The organism is Streptomyces sp. NPDC057253 (genome assembly GCF_042669125.1).
Taxonomy (GTDB): domain Bacteria; phylum Actinomycetota; class Actinomycetes; order Streptomycetales; family Streptomycetaceae; genus Streptomyces.
On the sequence record NZ_JBHUXV010000055.1, the window covers coordinates 1 to 19554 of the forward strand.

The 19554-nt window shown below is 72.7% G+C and carries 18 protein-coding genes and 1 riboswitch; of the genes, 8 read left to right on the forward strand and 10 right to left on the reverse strand.

The genetic code is table 11. The annotated features are described in order from the left end of the window. Positions 1 to 56: 56 nt before the first annotated feature. Positions 57 to 1295 carry a cytochrome P450 gene (locus tag ACFULQ_RS27200; protein ID WP_383548390.1) on the reverse strand — a complete coding sequence of 413 codons (1239 nt, stop codon included), beginning with the start codon at positions 1293 to 1295 and terminating at the stop codon, positions 57 to 59. A gap of 239 nt (positions 1296 to 1534) precedes the next feature. Between ACFULQ_RS27200 and ACFULQ_RS27205 the strand changes: the two genes are divergently transcribed. From ACFULQ_RS27205 to ACFULQ_RS27225, 5 genes are all read left to right on the forward strand, one after another. Continuing rightward, entirely contained in the window at positions 1535 to 2704 is a 1170-nt protein-coding gene (locus ACFULQ_RS27205) for a steroid 3-ketoacyl-CoA thiolase (RefSeq protein WP_383548393.1), read from the forward strand. 33 nt (positions 2705 to 2737) lie between these two features. After that, positions 2738 to 2977, forward strand: a complete 240-nt coding sequence (locus ACFULQ_RS27210; protein ID WP_383548396.1) for a hypothetical protein — start codon at positions 2738 to 2740, stop codon at positions 2975 to 2977. 77 nt (positions 2978 to 3054) lie between these two features. Further along, a complete protein-coding gene (locus tag ACFULQ_RS27215; protein ID WP_383548399.1) occupies positions 3055 to 3510 on the forward strand; it encodes a hypothetical protein in 456 nt (151 codons plus the stop codon). Position 3511: 1 nt separating this feature from the next. Further along, positions 3512 to 3961 (forward strand): pyridoxamine 5'-phosphate oxidase family protein, encoded by a 450-nt coding sequence (locus tag ACFULQ_RS27220; protein WP_383548401.1) that lies wholly within the window; start codon positions 3512 to 3514, stop codon positions 3959 to 3961. 140 nt (positions 3962 to 4101) lie between these two features. Beyond that, complete coding sequence (locus tag ACFULQ_RS27225) at positions 4102 to 4521, forward strand: hypothetical protein (protein ID WP_383548404.1); 420 nt, start codon at positions 4102 to 4104, stop codon at positions 4519 to 4521. A 376-nt stretch (positions 4522 to 4897) separates the two neighbouring features. Here the strand turns inward: ACFULQ_RS27225 and ACFULQ_RS27230 are convergent, their stop codons facing one another. Beyond that, positions 4898 to 7198: an ATP-binding protein gene (locus tag ACFULQ_RS27230; RefSeq protein WP_383548407.1), complete on the reverse strand. Its 2301-nt coding sequence runs from the start codon at positions 7196 to 7198 to the stop codon at positions 4898 to 4900. A 104-nt stretch (positions 7199 to 7302) separates the two neighbouring features. Here ACFULQ_RS27230 and ACFULQ_RS27235 point away from each other — a divergent pair, with 104 nt between their 5' ends. Beyond that, positions 7303 to 8136 (forward strand): alpha/beta fold hydrolase, encoded by an 834-nt coding sequence (locus ACFULQ_RS27235; protein WP_383548411.1) that lies wholly within the window; start codon positions 7303 to 7305, stop codon positions 8134 to 8136. Positions 8137 to 8141: 5 nt separating this feature from the next. Here ACFULQ_RS27235 and ACFULQ_RS27240 read toward each other — a convergent pair whose 3' ends face one another. Continuing rightward, complete coding sequence (locus ACFULQ_RS27240) at positions 8142 to 8840, reverse strand: YoaK family protein (RefSeq protein WP_383548414.1); 699 nt, start codon at positions 8838 to 8840, stop codon at positions 8142 to 8144. 104 nt (positions 8841 to 8944) lie between these two features. Here ACFULQ_RS27240 and ACFULQ_RS27245 point away from each other — a divergent pair, with 104 nt between their 5' ends. Beyond that, positions 8945 to 10195 (forward strand): alpha/beta hydrolase family protein, encoded by a 1251-nt coding sequence (locus ACFULQ_RS27245; RefSeq protein WP_383548417.1) that lies wholly within the window; start codon positions 8945 to 8947, stop codon positions 10193 to 10195. A gap of 92 nt (positions 10196 to 10287) precedes the next feature. On the opposite strand, the gene ACFULQ_RS27250 is transcribed toward ACFULQ_RS27245, so the two are convergent. The 7 genes from ACFULQ_RS27250 to ACFULQ_RS27280 all read right to left on the reverse strand — a co-directional run bounded on the left by ACFULQ_RS27250 (position 10288) and on the right by ACFULQ_RS27280 (position 17920). Next, positions 10288 to 10707 carry a transglycosylase SLT domain-containing protein gene (locus ACFULQ_RS27250; RefSeq protein ID WP_383548420.1) on the reverse strand — a complete coding sequence of 140 codons (420 nt, stop codon included), beginning with the start codon at positions 10705 to 10707 and terminating at the stop codon, positions 10288 to 10290. A 286-nt stretch (positions 10708 to 10993) separates the two neighbouring features. Then, the gene (locus tag ACFULQ_RS27255; protein WP_383548423.1) at positions 10994 to 11848 is read right to left on the reverse strand and encodes an ECF transporter S component; all 855 of its coding nucleotides are present in this window, start codon (positions 11846 to 11848) and stop codon (positions 10994 to 10996) included. Beyond that, positions 11845 to 13593, reverse strand: coding sequence for an ABC transporter ATP-binding protein (locus ACFULQ_RS27260; protein ID WP_383548426.1), 1749 nt, complete (start codon positions 13591 to 13593; stop codon positions 11845 to 11847). Before ACFULQ_RS27260 ends, ACFULQ_RS27255 begins: the two co-directional genes overlap by 4 nt. Then, a complete protein-coding gene (locus ACFULQ_RS27265; protein WP_383548429.1) occupies positions 13590 to 14771 on the reverse strand; it encodes an energy-coupling factor transporter transmembrane component T in 1182 nt (393 codons plus the stop codon). The genes ACFULQ_RS27260 and ACFULQ_RS27265 overlap by 4 nt, the downstream gene beginning before the upstream one ends. Then, positions 14764 to 15393 (reverse strand): SCO2322 family protein, encoded by a 630-nt coding sequence (locus ACFULQ_RS27270; RefSeq protein ID WP_383548432.1) that lies wholly within the window; start codon positions 15391 to 15393, stop codon positions 14764 to 14766. Before ACFULQ_RS27270 ends, ACFULQ_RS27265 begins: the two co-directional genes overlap by 8 nt. After that, the gene (locus tag ACFULQ_RS27275) at positions 15390 to 16568 is read right to left on the reverse strand and encodes a prenyltransferase/squalene oxidase repeat-containing protein (protein ID WP_383548435.1); all 1179 of its coding nucleotides are present in this window, start codon (positions 16566 to 16568) and stop codon (positions 15390 to 15392) included. The genes ACFULQ_RS27270 and ACFULQ_RS27275 overlap by 4 nt, the downstream gene beginning before the upstream one ends. Before the next feature lie 120 nt (positions 16569 to 16688). Continuing rightward, positions 16689 to 16818, reverse strand: a riboswitch (cobalamin riboswitch). A gap of 76 nt (positions 16819 to 16894) precedes the next feature. Beyond that, positions 16895 to 17920 (reverse strand): MBL fold metallo-hydrolase, encoded by a 1026-nt coding sequence (locus ACFULQ_RS27280; RefSeq protein ID WP_383548438.1) that lies wholly within the window; start codon positions 17918 to 17920, stop codon positions 16895 to 16897. A gap of 176 nt (positions 17921 to 18096) precedes the next feature. Here ACFULQ_RS27280 and ACFULQ_RS27285 point away from each other — a divergent pair, with 176 nt between their 5' ends. Continuing rightward, positions 18097 to 19554, forward strand: coding sequence for an aldehyde dehydrogenase (locus ACFULQ_RS27285; RefSeq protein WP_383548440.1), 1458 nt, complete (start codon positions 18097 to 18099; stop codon positions 19552 to 19554).

The window sequence follows — 19554 nt, forward strand, 5'->3', positions numbered from 1 at the left end:
CGTCGTGGCCGGTCGCGCGATTCCCCGCGCCCCTGAGGGGCGCGGGGCGCCGGATGTCAGCTCAAGGTGACCTGGAGTTCCTTCACTCCGTTGATCCACGCGGAGCGCAGGCGGCGTGGGTCGCCCGCCGCGCGGAGGTTCGGCATGGCGTCTGCTATCGCGTTGAAGATCAGGTCGATCTCCAGGACCGCCAGGGACTTGCCGAGGCAGTAGTGCGGGCCGCCGCCGCCGAAGCCGAGGTGCGGGTTGGGGTCGCGGGTGATGTCGAAGACGTCCGGGTTCGTGAAGACGTCGGGGTCGTGGTTGGCGGCGGCGTAGAAGATGCCGACCCGGTCGCCCTTCTTGATCTGCTTGCCGCCGAGCTCGGTGTCCTGGGTGGCGGTGCGCTGGAAGGCGTTGACGGGGGTCGCCCAGCGGACGATCTCCTCCGCGGCCGTGGAGGGGCGCTCCGCCGTGTACTTCTCCCACTGGTCGGGGTGGGTCAGGAACGCGTGCATGCCGTGGGTGATGGCGTTGCGGGTCGTCTCGTTGCCCGCGACCGCCAGCATCAGCACGAAGAAGCCGAACTCGTCGGAGTTCAGGTTGCCCTCGTCCTCCGCGGACACCAGCGTCGTGACGATGTCCTTGGCCGGGCACTGCTTGCGGTCGGCCGCCATGTTCATCGCGTAGGCGATGAGCTCCATGGCCGACTCCTGGCCGACCTCCTCGGTGATCGCGTACTCGGGATCGTCGTACGAGATCATCTTGTTGGACCAGTCGAAGATCTTCGCCCGGTCGTCCTGCGGGATGCCGATGAGCTCGGCGATGGCCTGAAGGGGCAGTTCGCAGGCCACCTGGGTGACGAAGTCGAAGGAGTCGCCGGGCAGCGCGCGGGCGGTCTCGACGATCGCGTGGGCCCGGTCGCGCAGGCGTTCCTCCAGGGCGCGGATGGCCCGCGGGGTGAAGACGCGCTGGACGATCCCGCGGACCCGGGTGTGCTCGGGCGGGTCCATGTTGAGCAGGATCAGCCGCTGCGCGTCGATCGCGTCGCGTTCGATGTGTTCGTTGAAGCGGATGATCGCCGTGTTGAGGTACGACGAGAAGATCTCCGGGTGGGTGGAGACGTACTTGACGTCCGCGTGCCGGGTGACCGCCCAGTACCCCTCGTCCTGGAAGCCGGCGATGTTGCCCGACTGGGGGATCCAGCGCACCGGTTCGGCCCGGCGCAGTTCGGCGAACTCCGGCAGTGGTACGCGGCTTTGCAGCAGGTCGGGGTCGGTGAAGTCGAACCCGTCGGGAAGCGCTGGACACTGCATCGGCAACTCACTCCAGCTGTTCGACAGCTTTCTGACGGTCCATCAGGAACAGAGCTGCCGTGAAGGTAGTAACGGGTTCTACAAGAGGCAAGGGGTGCGGAGACCCCAATTGCCTGCACGACCCTTGCGGTGGTGGCCGGATCGTCAGCAGACTGCATGCAGTGTGCTAACTAGAACACGTACTAGTTCCCGAGTTTTCGGAGTTCCAGGGATCCGTTCGGAGGAGAGGACCCGCACCCATGGCCGCCGAACCCGTGATCGTCGAAGCCGTCCGCACCCCCATCGGCAGGCGCGGCGGCGCGCTCGCCAATCTGCATCCCGCCTATCTGCTGGGCGAGACCTATCGTGAACTCCTCGGCCGCACCGGCATCCCCGCCGACGCGGTCGAACAGATCGTCGGCGGCACGGTCACCCACGCCGGTGAGCAGTCCATGAACCCCGCGCGCACGGCCTGGCTGACGGTCGGGCTGCCCTACGAGACGGCGGCGACGACCGTCGACTGCCAGTGCGGCTCCTCCCAGCAGGCCTCCCACATGGTCGCCAACATGGTCGCGGCCGGGGTCATCGACGTCGGGATCAGCTGCGGGGTCGAGGCGATGTCCCGGGTGCCGCTGGGCTCCGGCTCGAAGCACGGGCCGGGCAAGCCGTTCCCCGACGAGTGGAACGTGGACCTGCCCAACCAGTTCGAGGCGGCCGAACGCATCGCCCGGCACCGGGGGCTGACCCGCGAGAACGTCGACTCGCTCGGCCTGATCTCCCAGGAGCGGGCGGCCGTCGCCTGGTCCGAGGAGCGCTTCAAGCGGGAGACGTTCGCGGTCCAGGTGCCGACCACCGAGGACGAGCAGCGGGCCGGACAGGGCATGTGGCGGCTGGTGGACCGGGACGAGGGGCTGCGGGACACGTCCATGGAGGCGCTGGCGGGCCTGAAGCCGGTCATGCCCACGGCCATCCATACGGCCGGCAACTCGTCCCAGATCAGCGACGGGGCCGCGGCGATCATGTGGGCGTCGAAGCGGATGGCGCGGGCGCTGAAGCTGAAGCCCCGGGCGCGGATCGTGGCGCAGGCGCTGGTCGGGGCCGACCCGCACTTCCACCTGGACGGCCCGATCGACGCGACCCGCGCGGTCCTCGGCAAGGCGGGCATGTCCCTGAAGGACATCGACCTCGTGGAGATCAACGAAGCTTTCGCGTCCGTGGTGTTGAGCTGGGCCCAGGTCTTCGAGCAGGACCTGGAGAAGGTCAACGTCAACGGCGGCGCGATCGCGCTCGGGCACCCGGTGGGGGCGACGGGGGCGCGGCTCATCACCACGGCGCTGCATGAACTGGAGCGCGCGGACAGGGAGTTCGCGTTGATCACGATGTGTGCGGGGGGTGGGTTGGCCACCGGCACGATCATTCAAAGGCTGTAGACAGGGTTTGTTGCGTACTGGTCAACTTGGCGGATGCTGATCAATGTCATCCTCCGTGCCCTGCCCTTCTACGTCCGTGAACCGATCATGATCGGGATCTGTCTCTTCTTCGCCGGCCTTGCCCTCTACTGGTTCGTCACGGACGGGGGCCTGGGCCGGGGCGGCTTCGGCCTGCTGTTCCTGGCGATCGCGGTCCTGCGCGGGTACTTCTTCCGCAAGGAGTGGAGAACCCACCGGGCGGCGAAGGAAGGGGCCGCCACGGCGCAGGCGTGACGCCTCACCCGTCCCGTGGAGCCGTACCGATGAGTTTCCGCCGCCCTCGCGGTCCTGACTGCGAGGAGGTGGTCGCGATGGGTGCGACGGCGGAGCAGGAAGCTCTGGAGCGGTTGCGGGTCCTGGTCGGGGAGTGGGTGGTCGAGGCCGAGTTTCCCGGGCAGGGGGCCGCGTCGGGGCGGTCCGTGTTCGCGTGGGAGCCCGGCGGGCGGTTCCTGGTGCAGCGGACCCGGGCGCCGGGACCCGCTCCGGACAGCATGGCGATCGTGTCGGTCGAGCCGGAGACCGGGGCGTACACGCAGCACTACTTCGACTCGCGGGGGGTCGTGCGGGTGTACGCGATGACCTTCGACGGTGCGGTGTGGCAGTTGCTGCGCGAGGAGGAGGACTTCTCGCCGCTGTCCTTCCGGCAGCGGTTCACCGGGCGGCTCGGCGCGGACGGCGACAGCATCCACGGGGTGTGGGAGCGGTCGAGGGCCGCGTCGGCGGAGTGGGAGACGGACTTCCCGCTGACGTATCGAAGGAGCCGCTGAGATGCGGCCGGGCGTCGACAGCGCCCGCGGGATCGTCGAGGCGAACCGGTATCTGGTGCTGGCCACCGCGGACGCGGAGGGGCGGCCGTGGAGCACGCCGGTCTACTTCGCGCACGTGGAGTGCCGGGAGTTCTTCTGGGTGTCCTCGCCGGACGTCACGCACTCGCGGAACATCGCCGTACGGCCCCAGGTGGGCATCGTCGTCTTCGACTCCACGGCGGAGATCGGGACCGGGCAGGGGGTGTACATGTCCGGCGTCGCCGAGGAGGTCGGGGAAGGGGCCGAGCGGGCGCTGGAGGTGTACTCGCGGCGGTCGCTGCTGCACGGCGGGCGGGTCTGGACCGTCGACGACGTGCGCGGCGACTCCGGGATGCGGCTCTACCGGGCGGTGGCCGAGTCGCACTCGATGCTGGCGAAGGACGGGCGGCCGGATCACCGGGTGAGGGTGTAGCGGGCTACACCGGGGGTTCGGGAGCGCGGTCCCTCGTGGGGGCGGGCGGGGGACGGGATCGTGGATCACGGATCGCGACGGATCGCGACGGATCCATCGGTCCTGGTCACCCTGGCCTCCCCACCCCTAAGGAAGATCCCGTGTCCTCTGCGCTCACCTCCGTCAAGTCCTTCCTCGCCGACCTGCTGCTGTGGGCCTTCTTCGTCGGCGGTCTCGCCGCCGGCGGTGCGGCCGGGGCCGTGCTGGACGGCACCCGGAAGGACGTCGTGACCTACGGCGGGTCCGTCGTCGCGTTGCTCGCCGGGTCGCGGATCGCCGCCAAGCCGAGGATCAGGGCGTTCCTGTCGCGACCCGGCACCCTGTGGTTCCTGTTCCTCTTCAACGGCGTCACGGCCGTGGTCCTGTACGTCGTCCTCGGCGGGGTCGACGGAATCATCGCCGCCGCCGCGATGGGCCTGGTCTCCCTGGGCGCCGCGGGCGGCCTGGTCGGCGGCCGACGCAGGCGGACACAGGAGGCCGCCCCGCGGGGCAGGGCGGCGCGGACGACTCCGGGGGCCTGACGCCACCTGTCGGGCCGACCGGCGGCCCGGTCACCTCGGCCGGCGTCCCGGTCACTGGCCCGACTCCCCTGTCACCTCGGCCGACCTGCCGGTCACTCGGCCGACCTGCGCGCCTCGCCCGACCTCCCAGTCACCGGCCGGACGTCCCGCTCGCCTCGGCCGGCGTCCCGGTCACTCGGCCGACCTGCCGGTCGCCTCGCCCGACGTCCCAGTCACCGGCCGGACGTCCCGCTCGCCTCGGCCGGCGTCCCGGTCACGGGCCCGACTCCCCGGTCACCTCGGCCGGCGTCCCGGTCACTCGGCCGACCTGCCGGTCGCCTCGCCCGACCTCCCAGTCACCGGCCCGACGCCCTACTCACCTCGGCCGACATCCCAGTCACTCGCCCGACCTCCCGGTCACCTCAACCGACTCCCCGAGCTCTGCAATGGCCGTCGCCGTGCTCGACGCGGACGCCGTGTCCCCCACCGCCGTGAACAGTTCGTGGGCCCGGTGCAAGTGCGTGCGGGCCTCCTTGTGTTCGCCGCAGTGGCGCAACGCCGTGGCGAGGCCCGTGAGGGCCTGGGCCTGGAGGCGGTCGAGGCCGTCGTGGGAGAGGGGCGGGGTGACGGTCCGGTAGGCCGCCACCGCCTCGGGCCAGCGTTCCAGTGCCAGCAGGTCGCTCGCTATCTCGTTCCGGAGATGGGCCTCGATGTACGCGTCCAGGCCGGGCACGTCCCCGGCGGAGGTGCCCAGCAGGGCCCGGTGCAGGGTCAACGCCTCCTCCGCGCGGCCGGATTCCCGCAGCGCCCTGCCGAGGACCCGCTGGGAGACCGCCCGGCCCGCGGTGTCGCCGGTCTCCTCGAAGAGCCGGGTGGCCCGCGCGGCCGCCTGAGCCGCCTCCGCGGGCCGCTCCAGACTCAGACAGGCCCCGCTGATGTACGCCCACGCCCACGCCTGCTCGTCGAGCGCACCGGTCTCGGTCGCCAACGCAAGGGCCCTGCGCGCCAGTTGCTCGCCCTCCACGTACTGGTAGGCGCCGACCGAGTGGGCCCAGGCGAGACAGTTGAGCTGGTGGGCCTCGGCCGTGCGGTCCCCGAGGGCGGCCGCGGACCGGGCGCCGTAGGAGAAGAGGGTCCGCCACTCGGGCCACGGGCTCCACCGGTCGGAGAACCAGTACAGGGTGCGCGAGACATGCAGGATCTCCGCGTGCCGCTCCGCGGCGAACAGCACCGGCAGTGCGCCCGCCCAGTTCGCGCGTTCCGCGGTCAGCCACTCCTCCGCCGCCTCCGGGGACTCGGGGGCGAAGGCGGCGGTCCCGCCCGGCCACGGCTCCGGCGCACCCGGCGCCTCGAACCGGCGTCCCGCCGCCGAGGCCGACCGCAACAGCCAGTCCGCCAGCCGCAGCCGGACCTCCCCGGCCGCCGACTCGGGCTCCTCGGCGGCCAGTTGCTCCCGCGCGAAGAGCCGTACGAGATCGTGCAGGGCGTACCGGCCGGGCGCGGTCTCCTCCAGCAGGCCCCGGTCGACCAGCAGGTCCAGGGAGTCCTCGGTGGTCAGCGGGTCCTCGCCGGTCAGGACGGCGGCGAGCTCGGGGCCGGTGTCATGGCCCGGGACCAGGGCGAGTCGGCGCAGCAACAACCGGTGCGATGCGGTGAGTTGGCCGTAGGAGAGGGCGAGCGCGCTGCGCACGGCGAGGTCGCCCGCCACCAGGCCGCTCAACCGGCGCCCCTCGTCGGCGAGTTGGTCCACCAACCGGGCCGGTGTCCAGCTCGGCCGGCTGGAGAGACGGTTGCCGACGATCCGCAGGGCCAGCGGGAGATGGCCGCACAGCTCGGTCAGCCGGGTGATCGCCTCGGACTGGCCGTCGGTGCGCGGGGCGCCGAGGATCCGCCCCAGGAGCCGCGCCGACTCCCCGCCGCTGAGCCCGCCGAGCCTGATCCGCCGTACGCCTTCGAGACCGGCCAGCGGCCGTCTGCTGGTGACCAGCACGAAACTGCCCTCGGCGTCCGGCAGCAGCGGCCGGGTGAGGGTCTCGTCGGCCGCGTCGTCGAGGACGATCAGCGCCCGCCGACCGGCGATCGTGGTCCGGTACAGGGCCTCGCGGGCGACCGGGTCGACCGGGATCCGGTCGGGCGGCTGGCCGAGCGCGGTGAGCAGCAGGACCAGCGCCTCGGCGGGCGGCAGCGGCGCCTCGCTCATGCCGTGCAGCTGGACGCAGACACTGCCGTCCGGGAAGGAGCCGCTCAGCCGCCGTACGGCCTCCGCGGCCAGGGTCGTCTTGCCCTGCCCGCCCGGCCCGAAGAGGACCGCGGCACGCGTGCGCGTGCCGGTGGCGAGCGCCTCCAGATCCGCCAGCTCCTGCCGGCGGCCGGTGAAGTCCGGGACGGTCCGCAGGAGATACGGCGGTGCCGGTGCCGCCGCGCGCTCCCGGCCGGCGTCGGCCAGCCGCTGGAGCCGCTCGCGCTGCTCGGCGTCCAGCCGGAGGGCGGCACCGAGCGCCTCGACGGTACGCCGCTGCGGGCCCCGGCTGCGGCCGCGCTCCAGGTCACCGAGGGCGCGCACACTCACCCCGGACGCCTCGGACAGCTCCTCCAGGGTCAGCCGGGCGGCCCGGCGCAGGGAGCGCAGCATCACACCGAAGGCGGTGCCGCCCCGGGGCACCTCGGACTGCGGGACTTCGTGGTCATGACTGGTCATCACGACAATTAGAACAAGCACTCGCTACTTCCGCCTGCACTTCTGCCTGGTGACCATGGGCGGTTCCTGGTGAGCTGGAGCCTCGTCCAAGGGAGAGGAACCCCATGCCGTACATCACCGTCGGTGAAGAGAACAGCGCTCCGATCGAGCTGTACTACGAGGACCACGGCACCGGGCAGCCGGTCGTCCTGATCCACGGCTACCCGCTCGACGGCCACTCCTGGGAGAAGCAGCTGCCGGCGCTCCTGGAGGCCGGCCACCGGGTCATCACCTACGACCGCCGCGGTTTCGGCCGCTCCTCGCAGCCGACCACGGGCTACGACTACGACACCTTCGCCGCCGACCTCGACAAGGTGCTCACCACCCTGGACCTGACCGACGCGGTCCTCGTCGGCTTCTCGATGGGCACCGGTGAGGTGGGCCGCTACCTGGGCGCCTACGGTTCGGGCCGGGTCGCGAAGGCCGCCTTCCTGGCCTCCCTGGAGCCCTTCCTGCTCAAGACCGACGACAACCCGACGGGCGTCGACAAGTCGGTGTTCGACGGCATCCTGGACGCCGTCACCAAGGACCGCTACGCCTACTTCGACGCCTTCTACCAGGACTTCTACAACCTGGACGAGACGCTCGGCAGCCGGATCAGCGAGGCGGCCGTGCGGGGCAGCTGGAACGTGGCGGCGGGTGCCTCGGCGCACGCCTCGGTGGCCTGCGTGCCGACCTGGATCACCGACTTCCGGGCCGACGTGGCGAAGATCGACGTACCGGCGCTGATCCTGCACGGCACCGCCGACCGCATCCTGCCGATCGACTCCACCGGCCGCCCCTTCCACGCGCTGCTGCCGTCCGCCGAGTACGTCGAGATCGAGGGCGCGCCGCACGGCCTGCTGTGGACGCACCACGAGGAGGTCACCTCGGCGCTGCTCTCCTTCCTGGCGAAGTAGGCGGGCTACTCGCGCCCGGAGGCGGTCACCGCGAGCACGGCCACCAGCCCCGCCGCGATCGCCAGCGGCAGGGCGAGGCCGTGGTGGAGCACCAGCCACGCGCCCAGGGCGGCCCCGGCCACCATCGCGACCACGGACGCCGTACGGCGCGGAGAGCGGGTGCCGGGGCCGCCGCCCGCGCGCGAGTCGGCGGCGAGGCCGGTCAGCGTCATGGTCAGCACGGTCGTCGTCAGGTCAGGGATGCCGAGCCTGCGGACCGTGGCGTTGCGCAGGCCCATCGCGAAGGCCGTCACGGCGATCAGGGTGTAGGCGGTGGCCGTGGCGCCGGGCGCGGCGAAGGCGACCACGGCCGAGACACCGAGCAGCACCGCCTCGGCGGCGAGCGTGCGCCGGGTCCAGGTCCGGCGGGAGCCGGCACCGAGCCGTACGGCGACCCGGCCGCCCGCCGTCGCGCCCACCACGAAGGACCCCAGCGAGGTCAGGGTGTGCGCCACCGAGAAGCCGGGGGCACCGGCCGCCGCGAAGCCGAGCACGACCACATTGCCGGTCATGTTCGCGGTGAAGACGTGTTCCAGGCCCAGATAGCTGACCGCGTCGATCAGCCCGCTGACCACCGTCAGCCCCAACAGCACGGGCACCAGGCGCAGTCCGCGCGCCTCGGGGTCGGCGGCCGGCTTCGTGCCGGTACCGCTCTGTTCGCTCATCGGGTCTCCGGACGGCCGGACGGACGGGGTGCACCCAAGTCCACCACGGAAGCGGGGGACTCTCGGATGTCGGGGTGAACGGCGCGTCCGTAGCGTCGATGGACATGAGTGATGAGACGCGCAAATACCCTGGAAAAGGCCTGAGTTGGTGCGGGCGGAGGGGGCTTGCCGGAGCGGCGGCCCTGCTGCTCGCCGGGCTCGCCGCGACCCCGGTGGCGGCGGCCGGGGGCGGAGAGGCGCATCCGGCGCCCCGCGGTGACCTGCTCTCCGTCACGCCCGTGGCCGACCGGGACGCCGGGCAGGTCAGGTCGTTCCTGACCGGGCGGGACGTCGACGCCGACGTGGTGCGGTACGGCCTACGGGCGTACCGGCTGACCTACCGGACCGTCGACCCGCACGGCGCGCCCACCACCGCGACCGGCCTGCTGACGCTCCCCGAGGGCGGCCCGCACCGCCTCGACCTGGTCTCCGACACCCACGGCACCATGGTCGACCGTGACTACGCGCCCTCGGCGAGCGAGGATTTCGGGCGCATACCGTCGTATCTGAACGCGAGCGCGGGCCGTGCGGTCGCCGCCCCCGACTACCTCGGCCTCGGCAGGGGGCCGGGCCCTCACCCGTACATGGACACCGCCTCGTCCGTGACCGCCTCCCTCGACATGCTCCGCGCCGCCCGGACGGCAGCGGACCGGCTCGGCCGCCCGCTCACCGGGGACCTGTACGTGACGGGCTTCTCGCAGGGCGGCCAGGTCGCGATGGCGCTCGGGAAGGCGCTGGACAAGGGCGCCGACCGGCACTTCCGGCTGCGGGCACTCGCCCCGGTCAGCGGCCCGTACGACCTGGAGGGCCAGGAGATGCCCGCGCTGTTCGACGGCCGGGTCAACGACGTCAGCGGGGTCCTGTACACCGCGTACTGGCTGGTCGCGCAGAACCGGCTGCACCCCCTCTACCAGCACCCTTCCGACGCGTTCCGCGCCCCCTACGCGAGCCGGGTCGAGCGCCTCCTCGACGGCAGCCACGAGCAGGAGGAGGTCGTCAGGGGCCTCGCGCCGACGGTGGAACAGCTGCTCACCCCCACCTTCCACGACCGGCTGCGGCACCCCTCCGGCCCGGTGCTGGACGCGATGCGCGCCGCCGACCACACCTGCGACTGGAAGCCGGCGGCTCCGGTACGGCTGTACGCCGCCACCGGCGACACCGACGTGCCCCTCGCCAACACCCGGACATGCGCCCGCACCCTCGCAGGTCAGGGAGCGAGGGTGCGGGTGGTCGAGCAGGGGGCCGTGGACCACTTCGGCTCGGCCGTGGTGTCGGCGCCCCAGGTGGTGCGGTTCTTCGACGGCGTACGGCGGTGAGTCGCACGGTGGCTTTGGCCGTACGGCGGTGAGCCGCGCGGTGGGTCGAAGGTGTACGGCGGTGCTGGGCGCGGGGCTCAGGGCGCGGTGGCTCAGTACCAGCCGTTGGCCTGCCAGAAGGCCCAGGCGCCGGTCGGGCTGCCGTAGCGGGAGTTCATGTAGTCAAGACCCCACTTGATCTGGGTCTTGGCGTTGGTCTTCCAGTCGGAGCCGGCGGAGGCCATCTTGGAGCCCGGGAGGGCCTGTACCAGGCCGTAGGCGCCGGAGGAGGCGTTCGTGGCGTTGACGTCCCAGCCGCTCTCGTGCTCGACGATCTTGCTGAAGGCCGCGTACTGGGCGGCGTTCGGGATCATCTGGTGGGCGATGGCCTTGGCCTGGGCGGAGGAGCTGGTCGTGGCCGCCTGGGCCGGCGCCGCGGTCAGGACCAGGCCGGCGGTGGCGGCGGCCATCGCGGCGGTGGTGATGGCCTTCTTCGGGGAAGCGATGCGGCGGGCGATGCGGGAGACGGACACGGAGAACCTTTTCGTCGGGGACGGTGGTGTCGCTCGCGGTCCCGGGGGGACATGCGTCGGCGCCGAGGCCCGTGGGCGTGTCGGCGCCGTGCGACGTCGTCCACAGAAACAGGCTCGGCAGGCGTCCGCAATAACCCCTTTTACTAGTGGTGGTCGAATCGCCGGGAATGGCCGTACGTGTGATCCGGCTCTCAAAGTGCAGGTCAGAAGGGGTGCGCGATGGGCGTTATGTCGGAATTGCTCCTACTGTTCCCCCTAGTAGGTGAGCTGGGTCATGTGGGGCGCTTCACCGCCCGGGCGCCTCGAATGTGACCTGGGCCTCGAAAGCCGCGCGTCGGGTCGCCCGGCGCAGCCCCCTGAGGAGGGCCGGGCCGAGGGTGAGGGTCAGGACGACGGTGACCAGCGCCCGGCCCAGGTCCCAGCCGAGGGACGTGGCCAGGCAGTACGCCACGAACCGGGCCAGGTTGGCGGGGACCCCGGCGTGCGGGTCGAAGGCGATGTTCGAGGCGAGGGCGCCCATGAAGGGCCAGCCGGCCATGTTCATGGCGGTGCCGTAGGCGAAGGCGGCGAGGAAGCCGTAGGCGGCCAGGACCCGGACCTCCGTACGGCCCGCCGCGCGAGCCGGTACCGGCAGCAGGCCCGCGCCCATCGTGAACCAGCCCATCGCCAGCATCTGGAACGGCAGCCAGGGGCCGACCCCGCCGGTGAGCAGGGCGGACGCGAACATCGTGACGTTGCCGAGCACGAAACCGAAGCCGGGGCCCAGCACGCGGCCGCTGAGCACCATCAGGAAGAACATCGGCTCGATACCGGCGGTGCCCGCGCCGATGGGCCGCAGGGCGGCGCCGGTCGCGGCGAGCACACCGAGCATCGCCACGGCCTTGGGGCCGAGGCCCGACTCCGCGATCGACGCCGCGACCACCGCCACGAGGAGGACCAGCAGGCCGGCGAAGAGCCAGGGGGCGTCCTGGGTGTGGCTGCCGACCTGGGAGTCGGGCGGGGCGAGGAAGGGCCAGCCGAAGGCGACGACGCCCACGGCGCTGACGAGGGTGAGGGTGAGGAGGGAGCGGGGGCCCAGGGGGACGGCTCTGGGCGTGCGGGGTGTGCGGGGTGTGCTGGGCGTGCCGGGGGCCCGGGTCATGACAGGGCCTTCCGTACCTGGGCCACCGTGAGCCACCGCTGCGGGGCGAGGATCTTGCTGACCTGGGGGGCGAAGGAGGGGGAGGACGTGATGACCTCCGCGGCCGGGCCGTCGGCGATCACCTCGCCCTCGGCCAGCAGGATCACCCGGTGGGCGAGCTCGGCGGCGAGTTCCACGTCGTGGGTGGCCAGCATGATCGCGTGGCCGGCGGCGGCGAGGTCCGTCAGCAGGCCGACCAGGCGGGACTTCGCCGCGTAGTCCAGGCCGCGGGTCGGTTCGTCCAGGAGCAGGAGGGGTGGGCGGGCGGTCAGGACCACGGCGAGGGCGAGGGCGAGGCGCTGACCCTCGGACAGGTCCCGGGGGTGGGTGTCGTCGGTCACCCCCGGGAGCAGGTCGGTCACGAGGGCGCGGCAGGTGCCGGGTGCCGCGGCGGCGTCCTTGTCGGCGGCTCGGCACTCGGCGGCGACCGTGTCGGCGTAGAGGAGGTCGCGGGGTTCCTGCGGGACGAGGCCCACTCGGCGGACGAGGTCCCGGGGCGGGGTGCGGTGGGGTGGGGCACCGCCCACCTGGACCGCGCCGGTGGTCGGGGTCACGAGTCCGACCAGGGTGTTGAGGAGGGTGGACTTGCCGGCGCCGTTGCGGCCCATGAGGGCGATGGTCTCGCCGGGGCGGATGGTGAGGTCGAGGTGGCGCAGGGCCTGGACGTGGGCCCGGCGGACGGAAAGGGCGGTGACGTCGGCGAGGTTCGGTGCGGGGGGAGTGGGGCGGGTGCGGAACGCCCGCCTTCGGCGGGGCGTTCCGGGGTTCCCACCCGCACCACCCATGCGGCTTTCGTTGTCGGGTGCGGGTGGCCCCTGTGGGGCGGGCCCGCCGTCGGCGGCTGCGGGTGCGGTGGCTGCGGCTGCGGGTGCGTTGTCCGTCGGTACCCGTCCGGCCAGTCGCTCCCTCAGGGCCCCCGCCCTGCGGCGGGCGTCCCGCACCGTCAGCGGCAGGGGGTCCCAACCCGCCACGCGGCCCAGGTCCACCACCGGTGGGTACACCGGGGACACCGCCATCATCTCGGCCGGGGTGCCCACGCGCAGTGCCGCGCCCGGGGTCGGGAGGAGGGCGACCTGGTCGGCGTACTGGATGACGCGTTCCAGGCGGTGTTCGGCCATGAGGACCGTGGTGCCGAGGTCGTGGACCAGGCGTTGGAGGACGGCCAGGACCTCCTCGGCCGCCGCGGGGTCCAGGGCCGAGGTCGGTTCGTCCAGGACCAGGACCCGGGGGTGCGGGGTGAGGACCGAGCCGATCGCCACCCGCTGTTGCTGGCCGCCGGAGAGGGTGGCCAGGGGGCGGTCGCGGAGCGGGGCCAGGCCCAGCAGGTCCAGCGTCTCCTCCACCCGGCGGCGCATCACCGCCGGCGGCAGGCCCAACGACTCCATGCCGTAGGCGAGTTCGTCCTCGACCGTGTCCGTCACGAAGTGGGACAGCGGGTCCTGGCCCACCGTGCCGACCACGTCGGCCAGTTCACGCGGCTTGTGGGTGCGGGTGTCGCGGCCGGCCACCGTGACCCGGCCGCGCAGGGTGCCGCCGGTGAAGTGCGGGACCAGCCCGCTGACCGCGCCGAGGACCGTGGACTTGCCGACCCCCGACGGGCCGACGAGCAGCACCAGTTCACCCTCGGGCACCTCGAAGTCGACGCCCTGGACGGTGGGTTCGGCGGCCCCGTCGTACGTCACGGAGACGTCCTCGAAGCGGATCACGGCGACGGCTCCTTGGGGGCGGGGGAGAGGAAGGCCGGCAGGAGGCCCACCAGGACGGCCGCGGCGGGCCACAGCGGGAGGGCGGGCGCGACGAGCGGGACCACGCCGGGGTTCAGGGCGGCCGGGTCCGTGACGCTCGCGAGGGACAGCGCCGCCGCGGCGGCCGCGCCGGAACCGGCGACCAGGACGGCACGGGGAGTCCAGCGGTCCGGCCGGTAGCGCGTGCGCGGGGTGCGGCGGCCGCCCAGCCGCAGGCCCGCGAGGGCGGCGGTCAGACCGGCGAGGAGGACGGGGAGGCCGTACGTGCCGCCTTCGGCGGTGAGCAGTCCGTACGTTCCCGCGCAGACCCCGAGCAGACCGCCGAGGGTGAGCGCGGTGGTCGTACGGCGGACCCGGGGCGCGACCTCGGCGGTACGGCCGTAGCCGCGGGCGTCCATCGCGGCGGCGAGGGCGACCGAACGCTCCAACGCGCCCTCCAGGACCGGGAGTCCGACCTGGAGGAGACCTCGCAGGCCGGTGTCCGGGCGGCCACGCAGCCGGCGGGCGGCGCGCAGGCGTTGGACGTCGGCGATGAGGTGGGGGGCGAAGGTGAGCGCCACGACCACGGCGACGCCGAGTTCGTAGAGGGCGCCGGGGAGGGACTTCAGGAGGCGGTGCGGGTTGGCGAGGGTGTTCGCGGCGCCCACGCAGATGAGGAGCGTGGCCAGTCTCAGGCCGTCGTAGAGGGCGAAGACGAGGGACTCCGCGGTCACCCTGCCGCCGAGCCGGATGCCCTGCGCCCAGTCGGGGAGCGGGAGTTCGGGGAGCGTGACCAGGACGTGGGTGCCGGGCACGGGGGAGCCGAGCACGACGGTGAACAGGAGGCGGACGAGGAGGACGGCGAGGGCGAGCTTGAGGAAGGCGGCGTAGGACCGGGACCAGGGGGAGGGCCGGCGGCACGTGGCCACCACGTGGGCGGAGACGGCGACGAGGAGCGCGAGGAGCAGCGGGTTGCCGGTCCGGGTGGCCGCGACACCGAGACCGAGAGCCCAGAGCCACCAGGCACCGGGGTGCAGGGACGCCGGGCGGGGGGCCGGCGGGGCAGGTCGGGTGCCGGTGTCGGGGTCAGTGCCGGTGCCGGTGCCGGGACCTGTGCCGGTGTCGGTGCCGTCCGTCGGGTGTCCGGCCTCGCTACGCATCGCGGCGGCGCCTCGCCTGCCAGGTCGCTGCGGCGGCCAGTGCCACTACGGCCGCCGCTCCCGCCCACAGGCCCAGCGACGGGCCGTCGTCGTGCTTCTTCTCGGCGGGTGCCGCCTTCTTCGACCCTGTCACCGCCTCACCGCAACCCGTCCGGGGGTACCCCGAGATCGCGCAGAGCAGGGCGTTCGTGTTGTAGCGGAGCGGCTTCGCGACCGTCGCCAGGGCCTCCGCGGTCGTCGCGTCGCGGGGCACCACCGCGCACGCGCCGCGCTGCGCCGGGGGCTGCTCACCGGAGGGCGCGTCCGCGGCCGTACCGAAGTCGATGACCAGGGCCACGCGCTTTCGGCCCTCCTGGGCCGGCGTGCGCGCGCAGATCGCCGTGAACGACGCCGACCCGCGGGGCCTGCTCGCGTCCGCCGAGTCCTCGCTCACCGCGAAGCGGAAGCCCTGGACGTCGCCGTCCGAGGGGACCGCGGTCGAGGGGCCCTGCGTGGCGTACGTCCAGGTCGTGCCGGTGCGGTCCCAGAAGGACCAGTAGCGGTAGCCGGTGGCGTGGGCCGGGCCCGCGACGGCGAGGAGCAGCCCGGCGAGGACGCCGAGGAGGGCCGCCCGGCGGATCACGGCTGCTTCCTCTTGTTGCGGGCGCTGAGGAGGAAGCCGATGCCCGCACCGGCGGCGAGGCCCGCGCCGACCATCCACCACACGGACGTACCGGAGTCGTCCTGGGACGCGCTGACCGGCGTCGGTCCGGTCGCGGTCAGCCGCTCCACCAGGTCCGTGCCGCCGAAGTCGCGCGGGTCGGTGCCGGTCGCCTCGGCGGCGAGGATCAGCTGGGCCCAGGCCGCCGGGCCGTTCTGCTCGGCCCACTTCGCGGAGTTCCGCTTCAGCCACTCCAGGGGCTTGCGCGCGGCCCCGGTACCGCCCTGCACGGCGAGTGCGACGACCGCGTCCGCCGTGTTGCCGTAGTCGGGCTGATTCTCGGCGCCGGGGAGAGCGGACTTCAGGTAGCCGTCCTTCGCGACGGCCGCGGCGAGATAGGCGGCTCCGTTGGTCGCGGCCCGCGTCCGGGTGAGGTCCGGCGCGTCGGCGCAGGTGAGCTCACCCCGGATGTCGGGCTTCGCCGTCAGCAGGTCCCTCCCCGACGCGGCGACGACCGCCGCCGCCGTCGCGTCCGCGTTGGCCCTGAGCTCGCCCTTCTTGTCCGGCTGGTAGGCGAAGGCGCCCCCGTCCGCACACGGCAGGGACAGCTTCAGCAGGGCGTCGTAAGGCGACTTCGTGCCGACGCGGACCTCCGGGACGGAGAGGTCCTGCGTGTGGAGCGCGCCGATCACCACGGACGTCGAGTTGGCGTCGCTGGCCCCGCCGGGCGCGTAGCCCCAGCCGCCGTCCTTGTTCTGGACGGACTTCAGCCAGGCCACCGCCTCGGTGACCGCGCTGTCGTGCCCGCCGACCGCGGAGAGGGCCTGGGCGGCGGCCGCGGTGCTGTTGGTGTCGACCATCAGCTTGGCGTCGCAGGCCTTGGCCGGGTTCGCGCGGAACGCCGGGAACGCCCCGTTCGCACACTGCTGTCCGGCCAGCCACTCGACGGCCGCGGCGGGAGGGTTTTCGTGGACCCGGTGCAGGGCGATCAGCGCGTAGGACTGCCGCCAGACCCCGTCGTACGTGGGGTCGCCGCTGCCGTAGAGCCCCGAGGGCAGGGACGGCTTCGGGGACGGCGATGCGGCGACGGCGGGCGTGGCCGTACCCCCGATCACGACGGCGGCGGCCAGGACCGCGGCGCTGCGGCGGACGTTCATGATCGGCGGATGCCCTTCTCCCTGCGGGGAACCGGGCAGCACGGGAGGACCCCCCCGGGCGGCTCGGCTCCGTATACCTCGACGGTGCCGCGCATCGGCCGGTTGCCGGTGCGCGCGAGCCGGTCACTGGCCGTGCGGGGCAGTCCGGCTCACCGCCTGTGGGGGCGGGTTACGGTTGCGGGTCAGCGCCGGAATTGCACCGGCTTTCCCCCGTACGGGTGTGATGACGACCCGGCTACTGTACTCGCCCGTAGGGAAGCGGCTGAGGGGCGCCTGTGCGGAGCTGCCTCCGTTGATCAGCCTGTGCGGAGCCGGAGCCGGTGTGCTCAGACCGCCACGTACGTCACCGGATCGCTCCCCGTCACCGCCTCCGCCCGCCCCAGCTTCACCAGCCGCCGCAGATGCGCCTCGGCCTCGGAGACCGCGATGTTCCGTGAGCCGTAGGGGATCTGGTCCCAGGGCCGGTTCCACTCCATGCGCTCGGCGAGCTGCCAGGGGGTGAGGGGCTCGGCGAGGAGGGAGCGCAGGTCGGTGAGGCGTTCCTCGTGGTGGGCGAGCAACTCCCGTACGCGCGCCTCGGCGTCGGTGAAGACGTGCTGGTGGGCGGGGAGGACCTCGGCGGGCGCGAGGCGGCCGATCCGCTCCAGGGAGTCGAGGTAGTCGCCCAGCGGGTCGGTCACGGTGGCGTCGTCGGGGTCCTCGTACAGGCCGATGTGCGGGGTGATCTCGGGCAGCAGATGGTCGCCGGAGAACAGACGTCCGCGGCCCGGCAGGTGAGCCGGGTGCTCCTCCTCCAGGTGCAGACAGACATGGCCGGGGGTGTGTCCCGGGGTCCAGATCGCGCGGAGTCTGCGGCCGGGGAGGTCCAGGAGCTCACCGGGGACGATCTCGCGGTCGGGCAACGCGGGCGAGAAGCCCGGGAGTTGGCGTCGGCGGGCGGTGCGCAGAGGCGCCACGTGCTCCTCCGGGGCGCCCGCCGCCTCCAACTTGGCCGTCATATAGGTGAACCAGCGCTCGGCCCGGGTCTCCCGGGTGCGCCGCACGATCGCGGAGTCCGCCGCGTGCATGGCGATCCAGGCGCCGGAGGCCTCCCGGACCTGTTCGGACAGACCGTGGTGATCGGGGTGGTGGTGGGTGATGACCACACCGTGGATCTCGCCGACGCCGGTCCCGCACGCGGTCAGTCCCTCGGCGAGGGTGTCCCAGGAGGCCGGGTCGTCCCACCCGGTGTCCACCAGCACCGGACCCCGGTCGGTCTCGACGACGTACACGAGCGTGTGGCCGAGGGGGTTGTCGGGGATGGGCACCTGAACGGACCGGACGCCGCCACCATGGTCGTACACCTGCGCCATGAGCTCCCCAATCACCGCGTTCCGGCCATCATAACTAGAACGGGTTTCGACGGTAGCCTGAGGTCACCAACAGCCGTGGCGTGCGGGCCGTGGACTCCTCCGAGTGGAACTGGTATCAGTTCCGTATCCGGTTATCTGATGGATCGTCAGCAAGCCGCCCCTGGGAGGCGTTCGCCATGGCCGAGCTCGTGGAACACGGACAGCTGTTCATCGGCGGGGAGTTGACCGACCCCCTGGGCAAGGACGTCATCGAGGTGATCTCCCCGCACACCCAGGAGGTCATCGGACGGGTGCCGCACGCCTCCCGCGCGGACGTGGACGCGGCCGTCGCCGCCGCCCGCACCGCCTTCGACGAGGGCCCCTGGCCGCGGATGTCCCTCGACGAGCGCATCGAGGTCGTCACCCGGATCAAGGACGCCATCGCGGTACGGCACGAGGAGATCGCCCGCGTGATCTCCTCCGAGAACGGCTCGCCGTACTCCTGGAGCGTCCTCGCCCAGGCCCTCGGCGCGATGATGGTCTGGGACTCGGCGATCACGGTCGCCCGGAACTTCGTCTACGAGGAGACCCGCGACGGAGTCCTCGGCCGCATCCTCGTGCGCCGCGAGCCGGTCGGGGTCGTGGCGGCCGTGGTGCCGTGGAACGTCCCGCAGTTCGTGGCCGCCGCCAAGCTCGCGCCCGCGCTGCTCACCGGCTGCACGGTGGTGCTCAAGCCGTCGCCCGAGTCGCCGCTGGACGCGTACATCCTGGCCGAGATCACCAAGGAGGCCGGGCTGCCGGAGGGGGTGCTGTCGATCCTCCCGGCCGACCGTGAGGTCAGTGAGTACCTGGTCGGGCACCCGGGGATCGACAAGGTCTCCTTCACCGGCTCGGTGGGCGCGGGCAAGCGGGTGATGGAGGTCGCGGCCCGCAACCTCACGCGCGTGACACTGGAGTTGGGCGGGAAGTCGGCGGCCGTGGTCCTGCCGGACGCGGACGTCGAGACGGCCGTCGCGGGCATCGTCCCCTCCGCCTGGATGAACAACGGCCAGGCCTGTGTGGCCCAGACCCGCATCCTGCTGCCCCGCTCCCGCTACGACGAGTTCGCCGAAGCCCTTGCGGCGGCGGCGAGTTCCCTGGTCGTGGGCGATCCGCTGGACCCGGCCACCCAGGTCGGCCCCCTGGTCGCGGAGCGCCAGCAGCGGCGCAACCTCGACTACATCAGGATCGGCCAGGAGGAGGGCGCGAAGATCCTCACCGGCGGCGGGCGTCCGGCCGGCCTGGACCGCGGCTGGTACGTCGAGCCGACGCTCTTCGGGGACGTCGACAACTCGATGCGGATCGCGCGGGAGGAGATCTTCGGCCCGGTGATCTGCCTGCTGCCGTACGGGGACGAGTCCGAGGCGGTGAAGATCGCGAACGACTCCGACTACGGCCTGTCCGGCAGCGTGTGGACGGCCGACGTCGAGCGCGGCATCGAGGTCGCGAAGCAGGTCCGCACCGGCACGTACAACGTCAACACCTTCAGCCTCGACATGCTCGGGCCCTTCGGCGGCTACAAGTCCTCCGGTCTGGGGCGGGAGTTCGGCCCGGAGGGCTACGGCGAGTTCCTGGAGCACAAGATGATCCACCTCCCGGCCGGCTGGGAGGGCTGA